The sequence below is a fragment of the Actinopolymorpha sp. B17G11 genome, from assembly GCF_040196095.1.
Classification (GTDB): domain Bacteria; phylum Actinomycetota; class Actinomycetes; order Propionibacteriales; family Actinopolymorphaceae; genus Thermasporomyces.
Genome location: NZ_JBEFTW010000063.1, coordinates 1 through 16,340, shown reverse-complemented (window position 1 = coordinate 16,340; position 16,340 = coordinate 1). Strand labels below are relative to the sequence as shown.

Genomic DNA, 16,340 nt, shown 5'->3' with positions numbered 1-16,340 from the left:
GATCACCAAGATCCGCCAATTCATCACCGGCTGGAACGACCGCTGCCACCCCTTCGTCTGGACCAAGACCGCCGACCAGATCCTCACCAAAACGAACCGTCAAAAGATCTCAACCACGGGGTACTAGAGGCCACGATCGGTACACATCCCTCGTTTCGGAAGAGCTATGGCCGGAGCACCTGGACGATGCGGTGGCCAGCTTGGAGCGACCGGAACCGACCCAACCGGCCCCCACAGCGACCCAACCCGCGCAGGAAGGGGACGCGAACGGGAGGCGCTGGCACCTGCGTGCGCTCCGGTAGAAGCACATTCCGGCTGGTCAAGGTGGGTGGGCCGCCTGGGGATCGAACCCAGAACCCGCGGATTAAAAGTCCGCTGCTCTGCCAGTTGAGCTAACGGCCCGGCAGTGAACGCAGCCTATCGGGACCGCGGGTGAGCCTGAGCCAAGGGCGGTGGCGGCGACCCGCCTCCCAGCTTCGGTACGCGACACCTACCCCTCGGTTGCTATCCGTACTGGCGCGGAGCCGTACAGTGATCTCGGTGACTGAGTCTCCGGGGGTGTGACTGTGACCACGACCGATACCAGCAACACCGCGACCTCGACCAAGCCGGGTTCGCCGCAACATCCGAGGGTGGGCCGGCAGGTGCGACGCGCGACGAGCCCTACCGTCGCGCCGCCTGGCCCGAGCCGCGACCCACGACCTACGCCGCTCAGCCGAGGCCGCGCGGGCGCCATCGTGACCGGTCTCTTGCTGGCCACCCTTGCCGCGGCGCTCGACTCGACGATGCTGCCATCCGTCCTGCAGGCCGTCGACGCTGATCTGAACGCCGGCAACCAGTGGACCTGGGTGGCTCCCGGCTACTTTCTCGCCGTCGCCGCCGGAATGCCGCTCTTCGGCACCCTCGGCGATACCGTCGGGCGGAAGAAGCTCTTCATGGTCGCGGCGACAATCTTTGTCTTCGGCGCCGCCCTCGCGAGTTGGTCGCCCGGATTCTCCGAATACATCGCCTTCAGAATGATGCAGGGAATCGGCACCGCCGGCATCCTCGTCGGCGCACAGTCCATTGTCGCAGGACTCACCACGCCACGCCGATCCGCCCCGCTCCTCGGAATTGTCCTCGGCGTATTCGGACTGGCGTCTTTCACCGGCCCACTTCTCGGTGCGGTACTTGTCGACCGCCTCACGTGGCGGTGGTGCTGCTACGTCGAGATACCTGTCATCGTCCTCTCCCTTGCCTGCGTGGGCTTCGCGGGCAAGATTCCCGGACCACCTCGTGCATTGAAGGTCCGGCCCGATGTGGTCGGCGCGCTACTGCTGTCGTGTGTCACCGCGTGCGTTTCTCTGTTGGTGATTCTGGGTGGGACACGGTACGCATGGGATTCCGCGGTGATGCTCAGCCTCCTTGGCGGTACAGGCGTGGCCATCGCGGTGTTCATGGTGGTGGAAAGGTACGTCCGGCCGCCCGCAGTTCCGCTACGGCTTTTCCGTGATCGTTCCTTTGTCGTCACCAGCATCGTCGCAGCCCTCATCGGCGTCGCGGTATTCGGCGTCGCGAGTTACCTTCCGGTGAGCCTGCAGCTCATACGAGGCACCACGTCCATGGAAACCGGAACAGCTTTGTTGCCGTTGGGCTGCGGCTTTTTCTTCGCCGCACTGGTTGCGGGTGCGACCATGCGTAAGACTGTTTCGTACCGGATATTCCTCGCGCTCGGCATTGTCATTGCCATGGTCGGCATCGGACGGATTTCCGCACTCACGGCCGACACACCACAGTGGCAGGTCACCGTCGCGTTGGCGGCCATCGGCGTGAGCGCGGGTCTGGTCATGCCGGTCGTCGTCCTCGCCGCGCAGAATGTCGCCGGCCCCTGCCTGCTGGGCGTCACGACCGCGATGACGAACTACTTCTGGCAGTGTGGCGCGTTCCTGGGTGCGGTCGCGACCGGCGCCCTCGTCCACGACCGACTGGGCGGAGACGTCAGTGCCCTCACGGCTGGTTCGCCGGCCTGGCTCGACGACAACGGCGAGCTTCCCCTGGGCCTTGCGCGTACCGCTGATGGCCTCGCCTGGTTACTCCCCCACCTCGACGCGGAGGGGATCGCCTCCTTCGCGGCCGGCCTGCCGCCGACGTTCCGGTACGCCGTCCCCGTCCTGCTGGCCGGCCTGCTGATCGCGTGCGTACTGGAGGAGAGCACACTCCGCACCTCTCGTCATGTCGCGTGGAACGCGCGTGCTGGTGACCGGCCCGGGGACACCCTCACGACGGAACACTCGAGCCCGGAACCCTCGAGCCCGGAACAACGCGGCCCAGGAAACCGCAGCCAAGAACCCCCCCACACCGAGAGCCGGAACCCGAACCACGTCGGTCCGTCTCCGGCCGCCACGCCACCAGCACAGACTCCGGCCGCCACACCGCCCGTCGCATCGACCACGGAACCGGATACAGCGCTGGATACGGCACCGGACGCGCCTACCGGCGACAGCGACCACGGCTCACCGGGTCCCCGGCGGATCCAGGCAGTCGTACGCCGATCCGACGGCCGCCCTCTCCCGGGCGTCGTCCTCACCCTCTGCGACATCGCGGGCGAACAGGTCGGCCGCAGTGTGGCCGCGGGCGGAGGTCGTTACGAGCTCACCGCACCCTCCCCGGCTCCGTACCTGCTGATCGCCAGCGCCCACGCACACCATCCGTACGCCCAGGTCGTCGACGTACGCCAGGACCCGACCACCGTCGAGCTCACCATGACCGGCGAGACCGGCATCCACGGCATGGTGAAGAACGCCACCGGTGAGCCGGTCGCGGCCGCGGCCGTGACCCTCGCAGACCATGACGGCGAGGTCGTGCTCAGCGGTGCCACGGCCACCAGCGGCGGCTACCTGCTCGGTGACGTCGAGCCGGGCGCCTACACGCTTGCCGTCACCGCCCCGGGATACCGCGCGTCCGCCCAGGTCGTCCACATCCCCGAGACGCAGAAGGTGCGGTGCGACGTCGAGCTGACCGGCGGCGGACGGCTGCACGGCACGGTCAGCGGCGGCCGCGCCGGGCGCATCTCCGACGTCAGGCTCACCCTGGTCGACGGGTGGGGACGCGTGGTGCGGGCAACCGCGTCCGGGCCAAGCGGGCACTACAGGTTCGACGAGCTGCCCGAAGGCGATTACACGCTGGTCGCGAGCATGTATCCGCCCTGCGCCAGTGAGATCCACGTCGCCGCCGGCCACAACCACCAGCACGACGTGGAGCTCCGCTACCCAGAGCCGGACCGTCAGGGATAGAGCTTCTCCTTGCTGGCCAGCATCGTGACGTACTTCTCGATCCTCCGCGCGCGCGTCTCAGGCTTCTTGGCGTCGGCGATGCGGTGGAGGATCGCGTAGCGGTTCCGGCTGTCGAGACCGGCGAAGAACTCGCGCGCCACGGCTTCACGCTCCAGCGCGGCCTGCAGGTCGTCTGGCACGGTCGCCGTTCGCGGGCTGTCATAGGCGGCGTCCCAGCGACCGTCGGCCTTCGCCCGCTCGACCTCGCGGAGTCCGGCGGGACGCATCTCGCCGGACTCGATCAGCCGGGTGACCTTGTCGCAGTTGACCTTCGACCACTTGCTGCGTGGCTTGCGCGGGGTGAAGCGCTGCAACCAGTGAGCGTCATCGAAGGACTTCGCCTGACTGTCGATCCAGCCGTGACACAGGGCGAGATCGACGGCTTCGGCATAGGTGACCGACTGTCCGCCCGATCCCTTCCGGGCGATCTTGAGCCACAGCCCGGCGGAGGTCTCGTGATGGTCGGCGAGCCAGGCGCCGAACGCCACCGTCGTCGGGAACGAGAGCACCGGCAGCTCGGGCGGAACACTCGCGTTTCTGTTCACGGCGTCAGTCAAACAGCAGCCACCGACAGTGGATCCTCAGCCAGTACGCCTGCGCCGACAGGCAGGTGTCCCGCCACTACGACTCGAGGGGCGCCGATCCGAACGCGACGTTGAACCTGTCGCACCAGATCACCACGCTCCGCAGCCCTGCCAGGTCGGCGTCCGCCGGGATCCGGTAGTTCTGGTTGCCGTCAGTGCCCTTCAGCTCGCCCAGCCGGAGGAATCGGCCGTCGTCGTACTTCCCCCATGACCCGCCCGCCGCCTGGTCGGTGATCCAGACGTGCAGGTCAGGACCATCGGAGGTGGAGAAGGTGTCGAGCCGCAGGTAGCGCTCGCCGTCGGCAAGCCGCAGGATCCGGGCAGTACCCGTCGTCTCGTGCTCCTGGGTGACGAACTGCCCACTCGCGAGTTCCCTGGGCCCGGCCGGCGTGTCGTCCGGCGTCGGGCTGGCGCTGGCGGTCCCAGTCGGGCTCGGCGTGGCGCTGGCGCTCCGAGTCGGGCTCGGCGCCGTACTCCGGGCTGAGGGCGTCGCCGCTTCTTCGGCGACCGACACGGGAATCTCCTCGTTCACCGTGCTGCTGGTGAAGAGCCGCCATGGTTCGAAGGCCACCAGCCCGCCTGCGACGGCCGCGGTCACGAGCACGGTCACCACCGTCAGGACGCCCCGCCGGCGTCGCCACAAGCCCTGCTTCCTCCGCGTCATGTCCACCACAACGACTCGACCAAGGTTTCGATGCCCCCTGAACGGTTACCAACTTCTTACGCTGACGGGTGAGACCTGGTACACCATGTCCGAGACGCCACGTCCGAAGGAGAGTCGCGGGCCGCCATGAGCGAGGAGACGACCGAACCCGGCGAGACGGGCAAGCCAAACGAGACGGGCCAGCCTGGCCAGACAGCGGCGGACCAGAATGTGTACGACGTCATCGTCATCGGCGGTGGAGCCGTCGGCGAGAACCTCGCCCAGCGGGTGGTGAAGCGCGGTCTCAGCGCGATCCTCGTCGAGTCGGAACTCCTCGGCGGCGAGTGCTCCTACTGGGCCTGCATGCCGAGCAAGGCCCTGCTGCGCAGCGGCGAGGCGTTACGGGCCGCGCGCGCCGTACCCGGAGCCGCCGAGGCGGTGAATGGGCAGCTCGACGTTCCGGCCGTACTCGCCCGCCGCGACGCGTTCACCTCTCACTGGAACGACTCGGGCCAGATCGAGTGGGCCAAGAACGCCGGCATCACGGTGCTGCGGGGCAGCGCACGACTCGACGGTACGAAGCGGGTGGTCGTCCAGCCCACCGACGAGTCACCGCCCAGAGTGCTCGAAGCCCGCCACTCCGTCGGCGTCTGCGTGGGATCGAAGGCCGCCATGCCGCCGATCCCGGGACTCCGCGAGGCACGCCCATGGACCAGCCGGGACGCGACCAGCGCCAAGGAGGCACCCAAACGGCTCGCGGTCCTCGGCGGCGGCGTCGTCGGCTGCGAGCTCGCCCAGGCATGGTCCGATCTCGGCTCGCACGTCACCCTGCTGGAGATGGCCGACCGGTTGCTGCCGGCGCTCGAGGCCTTCGCCGGCGAGCACGTCGCGAAGTCGCTCCGCGCCGCGGGCGTCGAGGTGCGTACGTCCACGACGGTCCGCTCCGTCGCCCGCGAGAACGACGGGCCGGTCGTCCTCTCCACCGACGCCGACGACGTCAGCGCCGACGCCTTCCTCGTGGCGACCGGGCGCGAACCCAACACCGCGACGGTCGGGCTGGAGACCGTCGGCCTCGAACCCGGCTCCTGGCTCGACGTCGACGACAGCTGCCGCGTGACCGCCGTCGAGGGCGGCTGGCTCTACGCAGCCGGGGACGTCAACCATCGGGCGTTGTTCACGCACATGGGGAAGTACCAGGCCCGTACCTGCGGCGACGCGATCGCGGCACGGGCGCACGGGGAGCATGCCGCACCGGTCGCGTGGTCTCCCTACGCCGCCACCGCCGACCACGGCGCGGTGCCGGCCGTCGTCTTCACCGACCCGCAGGTCGCGACCGTCGGCCTCACCGAGGAACAGGCGCGGGACACGGGTGTGGTCGTGCAAGCAGTGGAGTACGACGTCGGCAACGTCGCCGGCGCCGCGCTCCGCGCCGACGGCTACACCGGACACGTGAAGATCGTCGTCGACCAGGAACGTCTGGTCATCGTCGGGTTCACCGCCGTCGGTCCGGAGATCGGCGAACTCCTCCACGCCGCCACGGTCGCCGTCGTCGGCGAGGTCCCGCTGCCGCGACTCTGGCACGCCGTACCCGCCTATCCCACCGTGAACGAGCTGTGGCTCCGGCTGCTCGAGGCGTACGGGATGTGACGTCCGATCGGCGGGCCGTCCACGGTTCAGCCGCCCGGCGCCGTGAAGTAACGCCCACGACGGTGCAGGAGCGGGTCGCTCTCCTCCCCCAGTTCGATGCGTTCGAGCTCTGCCTCGACCGCCAACGCCCAGCCGAACGGCCGGGCCCGCATGAGCCGGCACCCCGCCCAGGTTTGTACGGAGGTGGGGACCGGACCCCAGTCCGTGTCCGTCCACTCGGCCAGCCGGAACGGCCCGCCCGGCGCCGGCATCAGACCGGCGAACGCATCGGCCAGCGCACGGTGCTCCCAGCGCAGAACGGAGACCGCGAACCGCCCGGTGGACTCGAGCAGCGGCCACAGTTCGGAGTCGCCGTCGACGAGCCCGAGAATCAGGCCAGGTTCACCCTCGGCCACGATGACGGCGGACACCGGAAGAGCGGCCCGACGCGGACGACCGGCCGCCAACTCGCCGGCGGTACCGGTGGCCGCGACGCCGACCGTACCGGTGGCCGCGACGCCCGCGGTACCGGTGACCGGCACGCCGGCCGACCACAACGTCACCGGCGCGGCCAACCGGCCTCGCAGCCGGCGTACCGGATCGCGCTCGTGCGGCGGCGGCAGGAACGGGTTGTCGCCGTGGATCAACCCGCCGCCCGCGGCCTCGTCGCCACTTTCCTGAGTAGGCACGCCCCTTAGCCTGCCCCTGACGACCTGCCGGTGCGCGCCCGACCCACGTCTGCCGGAGGTTCTGCGCAGTGCGGACGTCACGGACAGTCGGAGATGGATCCGGGAGGCCGGGACGAACAGCATGCTGGTACGCAATCCCCTCCGGAGCACCGATATCTCCCTGTTACCCGCGGTGCGTAACGAGTTCTTCACTTAGGGCGTCCGGACCTTGATACTCGACATCCGATGTGGGCGCGGCGTGAGAGGATGGGGGCCTTCGTCGATGACGGCGGTCCGGGGTCATACATCTGTGTCTTCGGTTCCTGGCCGACGTCTGGGGGCAACCGAGGGAGTGTGGTCGCCGTGAGTCTTCTCGACCATCAAGTCCACCAGCTCTCCGCATCCGCGCGTACCCGCCTGGAGAAGGATGAGATCGAGCTGACGCAACGACGCGCCGAGCTTGTCGCCGAACAAGGCAGCGACACCGGCGGCGATCTTGTCGACCAGGCGTCGTTCGCCACGCAACAGATCGAGATCGAGTCCATCGACCGGCGTCTGGCCCGGATTCGCGACCTCCTGTCGGCGACGACAGTGGCGAACGACGCGCCCGACGACACCGTTGCGGTGGGTTCCGTCGTCACGCTTCGCTTCGACGACGGAAGCACCGAGACCTACCAGGTCGGCTTGATCGAGGAGCAGGCGGGAGATGTCGTCGCACTCACGCCGACCAGCCCGCTCGGCCAGGCACTGATGGGTCGCCGGGTCAACGACAAGGTGACCTACGACGCGCCCGTGGGCGAACTCACCGTCGAGATCGTCGAGGTCCGGGCAGCCTGACCCGCGCGCCCCGTCGGGGCTCTTGGGGGACGCCTTGGGAACGCCTCGGTGAATGCCTCGGCGGCTTCTCGCCAGGCGTACACCGCCTCATCGTCGAGGTCGGGGCAAGCCCTACCGCGGCGCGCGTCGCCGGGCGTACACCGCCTCAGATCGTGTTCATGAAGAGTGCGCGGGCCTATGACCCGCGCACTCTTCGTGGTCACGCTGCCCGCCGGTCCCTGCCCGCCGGTCCCTGCCCGGCGTCGCGCCGAGTCCGAGGACGGAACTTTTCCACAGGTCCGCGTACTGCTCCCGTCAAGGGGCACCGCAATGGGAGCACAATCAGAGGTATCTCTCAGCGGGCGGATACCTAAGGAACCTGGCCATGTCCGACGTGCTTGGCCTCGATCGGAGTATGCGCGAGGCGTACCACCTCCTCCTCCAGGGCAACGTGCCCACGGCAGCGCGCATGACCGAACGTCTCGGGATTTCACGCGCGCAGGGCGACCGGGTGGTTGCGAGACTCGTCGCGGCCGGCCTCGCGGCGGCGTCGCCGGAGGACCCGAGCCGGCTCATTCCCCTCGACCCGCGGCGTGGCCTCGGTCCGTCCATCGCGCGTCGACAGGCGAAGCTTCTCGCCCAACAGCACGAGCTGTCCCGCAGCCAGGAGGCGTTCGCGGCCCTGGTCGCCGCATACACCGCGTACGACGGGTCGCGAGCAACCGCTCCGGACGAGCTGTCGCGGAGCGGCGCCGCCGTACGCGGCCGGGTCGAGGACATGCTCGCGGCGTCACGGTCGGCGGTGATGTGCATCCTCGCCGAGGGCGCACGCGGGATCGCACTCGGCGTGTCCCCCGCCGCGATCGAGAAGGCGATCGACCGAGGCGTGTCCGTCCGCGCGATCTACGCCGGAAGCATCCTGGCCGACGACGCGGGCCGGGCGCACGCGCGCTGGCTGGTGTCCCGCGGTGGCAGCGCCCGGACCACTCCGTCCCTGCCGCCCGCGATGCTCGTCGTCGACCGGATGACGGCGATCGTTCCCGCCGAACCGAGCGCGGCGGCCGCGTTCGTCGTCCACAACCGCGCCCTCGCAGCGGCCCTCTCCGAACTCTTCGACCACGTCTGGGGCGAGGCACGCCTCGCGGCACCCGCCCCGGCTCAGGTCCGGGCTGACGCTCCGACCCCTCAGGAGCGTGATCTGCTCCGTCTGCTCGGCCGAGGAATGACCGACGCGTCGGCCGCGCGCCAACTCGGGGTATCCCTGCGTACCGTCAGGCGGATGATGGCCGAGTTGATGACCCGGCTCGACGCGCGGAGCAGGTTCGAGGCCGGGCTCCGGGCAGCCGAACGCGGCTGGGTCTCTGGATCGGACGCCACGTCTCTGCGGCGTCGACCCGGCTCGTCGACTGGCTCGGGCGCTCCAGCCGCCATGAACGGCTGACCCGCACGGGGCGGGGCGTTGCTTGCCTACGGACGACCGCCCCTGCCCTGCCTCACCCGCCAATCCCCCACGCCGCGGCCGAGGCATGGCTCAGCCGTAGCCCAGCTCGTGCAGGCGGTCATCGTCGATGCCGAAGTGGTGGGCGATCTCGTGGACGACGGTGATGTGGACCTCCTCGACGACGTCCTCGACGGTCTCGCAGATGCGCAGGGTCGGGTTCATGAAGATCGTGATCCGGTCGGGCAGGACGCCTGCGTAGGAATAACCGCGTCCGGTCAGCGGCGTACCGTCGTACAACCCGAGAAGGTCACCCTCCCCCGGCGGCGGATCGTCCTCGACGAGCACCACCACGTTGTCCATCAACTGGGCAAGACCCGGCGGCACCTCGTCGAGCGCCTCGGCGACCAGGCCTTCGAACTTCTCCCGCGACATCTCCAGCACATCGCCATTCTCGACCCGCCCTGATTGCGAGGTCGCCCCGCAGGTGGGGTACAACGGTGGGGATGCCCGACCACCCGGTGTCCGACCTTCGAAGGCGCGCGATCGCCGTCGCCGGAGCGCTCTGGCAGTTCGCGCGGCATTTGCGGCGGTTCGCGGGCCGGGTGGTCCCGCGACTGCGGCGGCCGGCCATGATCGTGGTCCTCGCGGTTGTCGCGTACGCCGGTGCATGGTTCGGCATCGCGTTCTTCGGCGCGACCCAGCAGCCGGTCGGGCCGGTCGAGACCACGATGCGGCTCATCCCGTCGTGGCGCGGCGAGTCCGTCCTCTCCCTCCCCCCACTCGGCACCCTCGAACTCGACACCCACAACGGCCCGGTCCAGCTCCAGGTCTCCGTCGACCGGATCAACCAGGAGGCCGCGGAACGGATCCTCGCCGACCCGAAGGTGCTCAGCAAGATCGAGCCGGTGATCATTCGTGACCTGCGGGAAGGCGTATACGCCACCGCGACGAAAGCGCTCGTGATCGGGACCCTCAGCGCCATGTTGGTGACCCTCATCGTGGCCCGCCGCCGGACGCCGACCATCATCGCCGGCGGAAGTATGGCGGTCACGATCCTCGCGGTCTTCGGGCTCGCCAGCATGACCGTCGACCCGCGCGCCGTCACCGAACCGAAGTACACCGGCCTCCTCACCGGCGCGCCCTCCCTCATCGGCAATGCGCGCGACATCGCCGAGAACTTCGACGCCTACGCCGACGAGCTCACTCGGCTCGTCACCAATGTCACCAAGCTCTATGACGTGACGTCGACCCTTCCTGCGTACGAACCCGAGGACGACGTGATCCGCGTTCTGCACGTCGCCGACCTCCACCTCGGCGAGCACGCCTGGGACATCATCGACTCGGTCACCCGGCAGTACTCCGTCGACGTGATCGTCGACTCCGGCGACATCACCGACCACGGCCTGCCGGCCGAGAACTACTTCCTGCAGCGGATCCCCTCTCTTCGCGTTCCGTACGTCTGGGTCCGCGGCAACCACGACTCCGTGGAGACCGAGGAAGCCATGCGCCAGTTGCCCAACGTCATCGTGATGGACGGCAAGGTGAAGACGGTGGAGGGAATCCGGTTCCTCGGCGCGGGTGATCCCCGCTTCACACCGGACCGGGACGGGCGTGACATCGCCGGGGAGACCGAAGCGGTCGCCCGCCAGGCGGCGGCCATCGCCAACGTGGCGAAGAAGTCTGAGCCCGCGGTCGACGCGATCGTCTATCACGACAGCGCGGGCGCGGCGTTCTTCGACGGACACGCGTCGCTGCTGCTGACGGGGCACGGCCACGAACGGCTCAACCTCGTACTCCCCGGCGGCAGTCGACTGATGCAGGAGGGTACGACCGGCGGTGCCGGGCTGCGCGCCCTCGAGAAGGACAAACCAGCGCCTATCGAACTCTCGGTGCTCTATCTCGACCGGTCGACCCGGCAGCTCCAGGCGTGGGACGAGATCACCCTGGGCGGGCTCGGCCTCACCTCGGCCAAGATCGACCGGCACCAGGTACAGCCCGACGAGGAGGCCACCACGCCCAGCCCGATCCCGCGTCCCTCGGGTCCAGTGCCCACGAGCCCTGTCCCGACGCCGACGATCACCCGCCTACCCGAGGAAGAGTCCTCGCCGTCCGATTCGCCCTCGCCGTCCGCACCGTCCTCACCTGGGGCAGGATCGACTGGTACGCCCGACTCCGGCGAGACAGAGCCGGAAAGCCCCGCCGCACCGCGCTAGGCCGGCCTGGCGGTCCGTCAGCGTTGCATCGGCGGCGCGTCGGCGGTCCACTCGCGATCCGGGGACTCCGGGTGTGCCCGGTTTGGAGTGGCGAACGGCGTACCCATAGACTTGGGCGGTCCCTGACGGCGGAAAGATCCGCTGCAGCTTGCCCTCATCGTCTAGAGGCCTAGGACGCCGCCCTTTCAAGGCGGTAGCACGGGTTCGAATCCCGTTGGGGGCACGACCGCCGCCGTGCGATAGATTCGTCGGCGCCGGTACGTAAGGCATGGCCCCGTAGCGCAGCTGGTTAGCGCGTCGCCCTGTCACGGCGAAGGTCGCGGGTTCGAGTCCCGTCGGGGTCGCTGCGGTGGCCGGTGCAAGCCGGTCACCGCAGTTGATGGGCAGGTAGCTCAGTCGGTACGAGCGTCCGCCTGAAAAGCGGAAGGTCGACGGTTCGATCCCGTCCCTGCCCACCATGTTTCCGCAGGTCAGCGGCTTGCAGAGCCTCCTGCGAGTGCCCGTCAGGGCCGAAACAATTGAGACCACCGAGACCGGAAACTGAGACCACCGGCGGCATCGTGCCTGGTCAGCGGCCTGCAAGCGTCTGATTCGGAAGCGGAAGGTCGCTGCCGTGTTGTGGCCGTTGCGTCCATTGTGTCCGCGGTCGGAGCGGGGCCCGTCGTCCCTGAGTAGGCCTCGTTCGGCCCGGTCCCCGTTCCAGGTGACCCGCGCCGGCATCGAGTTGCACCTAGGACCGCGGTCACAGGAGCACGGCCTCGAGCAGGTGGACATCAGCGCCTCATCCGAGGCCGCCCTCCTGAACTTTGGGCCTACGGGCCCCCGATGGAAATGCCGGCAGACATGACGCGAGTCCATCTGGCAGACATCTTCGAGGACGTCAACGAGTTCTACAGGTAGATCCACACCGGCAGATCCGTAGACCCAGGTGTCGCGAATCTGATGGCGGACCTGGGTCGCAGACAGTCGGTGCCCCCGACAGCAGATCTACGACAAATCACTGCCTCTGATACGCATCAGGCCTACGAGCCTGTTGACAACCGGAGGCAGGATCAACGCACGGATCTGCCGATGAGCGCGAACGTTACGCCGAGGGCTCCGTACGGATCAGTTGAGACAAAGGCAGAAGGGGTGGCCTGCCGGGTCCAGGAAGACCCTGTAGGACGTACCGGGCTGGTCCGGATGTTTGGTTGCACCGAGATCGATCACTGCCGCCTCGGCTGCGTCGAGGTCGTCAACGAGCATGTCGAGGTGCATCTGCTTGGGCCGCTCCTGGGTCGGCCACGTCGGCGGCGTGTAATCAGCCACCCGGTGGAAGGCGATGCACTGGCCGTCCTCAGGGCAAACCGAAGCCCGGTCGGCGGAGTCGTCGATCCTCCAATCCAGCATCGCGCCGTAAAACCTGGCGAGCCCACCAGGATCGGGACAGTCGATAGCGATGAGGGGCAAGCGAGCGATGGCCATGCCGGCCACGACATCGACGATTTCGGCCCGCACACGTCCGGATTCTGCCGTGAGTGCCGGCGCTGATGACTGTCGTACGTCCGCTCGTGCCGCGTTCCGCGCGGTCATGCCGATGACAGCACGTCGTGACCTGCTCATCGATCGGCGGCGTGAGCCAGAATTGACGGCATGGGCACCGACATCCACGGCGGCATCGAGTGCCGTCCCGAGTTCACGTTCGGCCCTGACGAGGACGACACGTGGGAGTGGGCCATCGATCTGAGTCTGCTGTACGCAGGTCGGGACTATGACCTGTTCGGCTGTCTCTTCGGTGTTCGGAACTTTGCGGGATTCGCTCCAGTGGCCGCTGGACGAGGGCTACCGACTGACGTCGCGCCCCGGACGCGCGAGGTTGCTGACCAGTTCGGCGACGAAGCCCACTCGGCGAGTTGGCTGAACGGGGACGACCTGGCGGCCATTGACTGGAGCGAGCCTGCCATGCGAGTCGACGCCAGGATCCACAGGTACGTACGCGGTGCCGAAGGAACTTGGGTGTACGACTCGAAGGCTGGCCAGGACCGTGATTGGGCTGATGCAACGGGTCATCGTCTGGATCAAGACGGTTCAGCCTTCCCCGAGGGCACGGAGTGGCTTGTCGGTGACCGTCTGTATCGAGTGGAGCGTCTGTGCCGCCGTGACGCGATCGGCGACGAGTGGATGCCCGTGTTCGAGGTCATGCGGGTACTCGTAAAGCTGCATGGACCACACAACGTTCGGCTCGTCGCTTGGTTCGATGCCTAGTCGCGCCGACCGGATCTGCCGCCGAGCGTGACGAACGACCATGCCGATGACAGTGCCCGGCACTGCTCGCGCTGAAGCGATGCCAATCGACGATCAGGCATACGTTGCTTGACTTACGCTTTCGGGCGTGGAGAACGTGTTGAGTGTCGTGGTCGGAGGTCTCCTGGCGCTCGGTCTAGCCGTTGTCGTCAGGGAGCGGTTCCCTTCACTGCACCGCGGGTGGCGGGCCCGTCAGGGCCGACGTCCGATCTTGGGCATCGGTGCGCTCTTGGCCTGGGCCGTCGTAGGCACGTTCGGTCTCATGGCAGTTGTCAGCCTGCTGGCGCTCGTTTTCCCCGACGGGGAGTGGGAAGCGCGTCCGAGTGACACTTTCGCCATGCTGACCTGGACCGGTCTGGGAGCCGCCCTCGCCCTGCCGCTCAGCCTGTGGTGGTGGCGATCCACGGCGCCAACTGACTGACGCCCCCGAGGCATTCACAGCGGCACGAAGATCGAGTGGCGTCCTGATCTGCTGCGAATAGCAAGTCGCGGTCATGCCGAATTGTGGGCGTTCCTCTCTGATCTCCCGCAGTTGCCGAGCTGGCGATCAAGCTCCGCTGCTCGGCACCATCACTGAGGTGCCGCCCCAGCCGCGCCAGGTCAATGATGCGGCCTGAGCTTGTTGCTGCGCGTCGCTCGACAATCGCGGGTCGTGCCGCTCAAATGCGTCCCACCACCGCTTCGCGTCAGCAACGAAGGCATCGAGCGGCACCGCTCGTAAATCGGCGGTCTCGATCCGAAGATCCTCGAATCGGACGACACCCTGAAGGTAGAAGCGTTCCCAGCGGTCGGCGGCCGGTCGCCCACACTCGGTGAACCAGTGAATGGTGTGTGGGCTCGCAATCGGATTCGAGCTATGCCGTACGAGGCTAGCGGGCTGGATCCAGTCCGGGCCAGGATCGTCGACATCGAAGAACGACCAGCCGTACATTGCGTCGGCCTGGCCAAGGCTCGCGAAGAACGATTCCAACGCGTCCATCGACTCCACCGGCAGCACAGGCTCAAAATCGTCGTCGACCTCCTGGCGAAGGATGACTTCGACTGCCGACACCCCCGTGAAGACGGCCACTCGGCGCGGATCCGGGCCTAGCGGAGCTGCTTCGGCGAGTGCAAGCACCTCCAGGAGCAACCGAGCCTCGGCGGCCTGGCCATCGAAAGTCAGGCCGCACGCCGTCGACTCGTTGAACGCCAGGTCGAGGCCGTCGACGAGTTCACGGCTCCAGTTCATGGGTCAAGGATGCATCGGGAAGTCGGACTCGGCGACACAATTCGCACTCCCCGCGTCCATCCGCAACTGCCGCGGATCGTGCGCGGTCTTGTCGAAGAACCGTAGGAGCGCATGCTTCAGTCTGTGTCAGTCACGCAGAGCACGGTCATCTCCGCCTTCTGGTAGTCGGTGAGAACGAGTGTGTGGTCCCATGCCACATCGAAGAACCAGGGGGTCCAGGGCTCGTGGGTCCGGTCGAGTCGGAAGTCTTCATACCGCCGACCCGTGAGGTCAGCGACCGCTTCATCTGCCAACCGCTTCGCTTCGGCCGCCGAGCGTTGGAACGACTTGTAAGCGCCACCGCGGACGATGATCGTCGCGAGGATGCCGTCCAGGTTGAGCGCCCCACCCGGAAGTTCCTTTAGAGCACCTGGCACGCGGTCGAGTTGCACCGGAATCTCCAGCGGAGACAGGTCGGCACGGACGACAGGGCTGTCGAAGAGCAACCTGTGCATCTCATACTCTTCGAGGCGATTGCGTGCCGCGAACCAAGCGGTGACGTCGCTGTACCGTGCGGCGCGCCACCGTCCGATCAGGTAGCCGCCGTTGACGTGGGTGTCGCGGACCTGGCTGAGGTAGGCGTCGACGGACGGAGAATCGATCGGCACTGGTTCCCAGTCGAGGCTCCCCCAGGAGCCGACTAGTTCCTCGATGGACGGTCGCGGCTCGTCCCAGTCGATGTCATTCCACTGGCGCACCAGACCGATCCTGTCAGTAAGGGACCCGGCTTTCCACATCGTCCTAACCACTCCAAGCGCACGCTCATGCCGCTGAGCAGTCCACGTCCGCGCTGTTCCCTGAGATTCTTCGACTCGTGGCCGACGCCCCCAGGTTTCGCTATCACCCCGACCCAGTGGGGACTGGCTCGGCCGTACGATCAGACGAGATGTGTGACGTCTGCAGCAGGCCGGCCGGCCATAGGTACGTGGGGCCGATCTTTGGGCGTCAGCCTGACGTCCTTTGCCTGCGGTGCATCGCCGACGGTGCGGCGGCCATCGGTCTGGGGTTGCCGGACAGTACCCGAGCTGAGTTCACCGACGTCGGCTGGGGTGTGCCCGACGATGTGCCGCAGACCGTCCTCGAAGAGATTTCGCAGCGGACACCCGGTTTCATCGGCTGGCAGGCCGAGCGCTGGCTCTACCACTGCGCCGATGCCGCGGCCTTCTTGGGACGCGTCGGCTGGGAGGAAGTCAGACACCTGCCGGACGCACTCACCTCGTTGCGGGCCGACCTCGCCCAGTTGGGCGTCGATGCATCCGCTGCCGACGAACAGATCTCCCTGATGCATTGTGACGGCGACCTGACCGGCTACCTGTTTCGCTGCCTCCACTGCGGCACCCACGTCGCCTACTCGGACGCCTCCTAGGTGTTGCGGTTCATGAGGTTGGTGACGCGGTGGTGGGGGTTGTGAGGAGCTGAGGCGGGTCTCCGTCGGCAGGATGTGAAGCGCTGACCACACGTCCTGTTCCGAAGGAGACCCGCGTGTCC

15 protein-coding genes, 4 tRNA genes and 1 pseudogene are annotated in these 16,340 nt (G+C 67.7%); 12 read left to right on the top strand and 8 right to left on the bottom strand.

Going from position 1 to position 16,340, the window contains the following annotated elements; genetic code table 11:
- Positions 1–127, top strand: a pseudogene (locus ABN028_RS35670) (IS630 family transposase); the annotation flags it as partial.
- Positions 128–329: 202 nt separating this feature from the next.
- Here ABN028_RS35670 and ABN028_RS33820 read toward each other — a convergent pair.
- Positions 330–402 (bottom strand) — tRNA-Lys (locus tag ABN028_RS33820).
- 164 nt (positions 403–566) lie between these two features.
- On the opposite strand from ABN028_RS33820, the gene ABN028_RS33815 reads away from it, so the two are divergent.
- A complete protein-coding gene (locus ABN028_RS33815) occupies positions 567–3,272 on the top strand; it encodes an MFS transporter (protein ID WP_349699446.1) in 2,706 nt (901 codons plus the stop codon).
- On the opposite strand, the gene ABN028_RS33810 is transcribed toward ABN028_RS33815, so the two are convergent.
- Together ABN028_RS33810 and ABN028_RS33805 are read right to left on the bottom strand one after the other, a co-directional pair.
- A complete protein-coding gene (locus tag ABN028_RS33810; protein ID WP_349699445.1) occupies positions 3,263–3,856 on the bottom strand; it encodes a YdeI/OmpD-associated family protein in 594 nt (197 codons plus the stop codon). The genes ABN028_RS33815 and ABN028_RS33810 overlap by 10 nt on opposite strands.
- Positions 3,857–3,932: 76 nt before the next feature.
- Positions 3,933–4,559, bottom strand: a complete 627-nt coding sequence (locus ABN028_RS33805) for a DM13 domain-containing protein (protein WP_349699444.1) — start codon at positions 4,557–4,559, stop codon at positions 3,933–3,935.
- 126 nt (positions 4,560–4,685) lie between these two features.
- Here ABN028_RS33805 and ABN028_RS33800 point away from each other — a divergent pair, with 126 nt between their 5' ends.
- Positions 4,686–6,185 (top strand): dihydrolipoyl dehydrogenase family protein, encoded by a 1,500-nt coding sequence (locus tag ABN028_RS33800; RefSeq protein WP_349332297.1) that lies wholly within the window; start codon positions 4,686–4,688, stop codon positions 6,183–6,185.
- 26 nt (positions 6,186–6,211) lie between these two features.
- Here ABN028_RS33800 and ABN028_RS33795 read toward each other — a convergent pair whose 3' ends face one another.
- Entirely contained in the window at positions 6,212–6,853 is a 642-nt protein-coding gene (locus tag ABN028_RS33795; protein ID WP_349332296.1) for a flavin reductase family protein, read from the bottom strand.
- 342 nt (positions 6,854–7,195) lie between these two features.
- Here ABN028_RS33795 and ABN028_RS33790 point away from each other — a divergent pair, with 342 nt between their 5' ends.
- Both ABN028_RS33790 and ABN028_RS33785 read left to right on the top strand, forming a co-directional pair.
- Positions 7,196–7,669 carry a GreA/GreB family elongation factor gene (locus ABN028_RS33790; RefSeq protein ID WP_349332295.1) on the top strand — a complete coding sequence of 158 codons (474 nt, stop codon included), beginning with the start codon at positions 7,196–7,198 and terminating at the stop codon, positions 7,667–7,669.
- 364 nt (positions 7,670–8,033) lie between these two features.
- Positions 8,034–9,089 carry a helix-turn-helix transcriptional regulator gene (locus ABN028_RS33785; RefSeq protein WP_349699443.1) on the top strand — a complete coding sequence of 352 codons (1,056 nt, stop codon included), beginning with the start codon at positions 8,034–8,036 and terminating at the stop codon, positions 9,087–9,089.
- A 90-nt stretch (positions 9,090–9,179) separates the two neighbouring features.
- Here the strand turns inward: ABN028_RS33785 and ABN028_RS33780 are convergent, their stop codons facing one another.
- Complete coding sequence (locus ABN028_RS33780; protein ID WP_502879250.1) at positions 9,180–9,521, bottom strand: metallopeptidase family protein; 342 nt, start codon at positions 9,519–9,521, stop codon at positions 9,180–9,182.
- A gap of 71 nt (positions 9,522–9,592) precedes the next feature.
- Between ABN028_RS33780 and ABN028_RS33775 the strand changes: the two genes are divergently transcribed.
- From ABN028_RS33775 to ABN028_RS33760, 4 genes are all read left to right on the top strand, one after another.
- The gene (locus ABN028_RS33775) at positions 9,593–11,302 is read left to right on the top strand and encodes a metallophosphoesterase family protein (protein WP_349699441.1); all 1,710 of its coding nucleotides are present in this window, start codon (positions 9,593–9,595) and stop codon (positions 11,300–11,302) included.
- A 150-nt stretch (positions 11,303–11,452) separates the two neighbouring features.
- Positions 11,453–11,525 (top strand) — tRNA-Glu (locus ABN028_RS33770).
- Between the two features lie 47 nt (positions 11,526–11,572).
- Positions 11,573–11,646: transfer RNA gene (locus tag ABN028_RS33765), tRNA-Asp, on the top strand.
- Between the two features lie 37 nt (positions 11,647–11,683).
- Positions 11,684–11,760: transfer RNA gene (locus tag ABN028_RS33760), tRNA-Phe, on the top strand.
- 649 nt (positions 11,761–12,409) lie between these two features.
- Here ABN028_RS33760 and ABN028_RS33755 read toward each other — a convergent pair.
- Positions 12,410–12,799 (bottom strand): VOC family protein, encoded by a 390-nt coding sequence (locus ABN028_RS33755; protein ID WP_349699440.1) that lies wholly within the window; start codon positions 12,797–12,799, stop codon positions 12,410–12,412.
- A gap of 135 nt (positions 12,800–12,934) precedes the next feature.
- Between ABN028_RS33755 and ABN028_RS33750 the strand changes: the two genes are divergently transcribed.
- A complete protein-coding gene (locus ABN028_RS33750; protein ID WP_349699439.1) occupies positions 12,935–13,546 on the top strand; it encodes a hypothetical protein in 612 nt (203 codons plus the stop codon).
- A 127-nt stretch (positions 13,547–13,673) separates the two neighbouring features.
- Positions 13,674–14,006, top strand: coding sequence for a hypothetical protein (locus ABN028_RS33745; RefSeq protein ID WP_349699438.1), 333 nt, complete (start codon positions 13,674–13,676; stop codon positions 14,004–14,006).
- Positions 14,007–14,132: 126 nt separating this feature from the next.
- Here ABN028_RS33745 and ABN028_RS33740 read toward each other — a convergent pair whose 3' ends face one another.
- Positions 14,133–14,813, bottom strand: a complete 681-nt coding sequence (locus ABN028_RS33740; RefSeq protein WP_349699437.1) for a hypothetical protein — start codon at positions 14,811–14,813, stop codon at positions 14,133–14,135.
- Between the two features lie 116 nt (positions 14,814–14,929).
- On the bottom strand, positions 14,930–15,550 hold the full coding sequence (locus tag ABN028_RS33735) for a hypothetical protein (protein ID WP_349699436.1): 621 nt from the start codon (positions 15,548–15,550) through the stop codon (positions 14,930–14,932).
- Between the two features lie 116 nt (positions 15,551–15,666).
- Between ABN028_RS33735 and ABN028_RS33730 the strand changes: the two genes are divergently transcribed.
- On the top strand, positions 15,667–16,218 hold the full coding sequence (locus ABN028_RS33730) for a CbrC family protein (RefSeq protein WP_349699435.1): 552 nt from the start codon (positions 15,667–15,669) through the stop codon (positions 16,216–16,218).
- Positions 16,219–16,340: the final 122 nt, after the last annotated feature.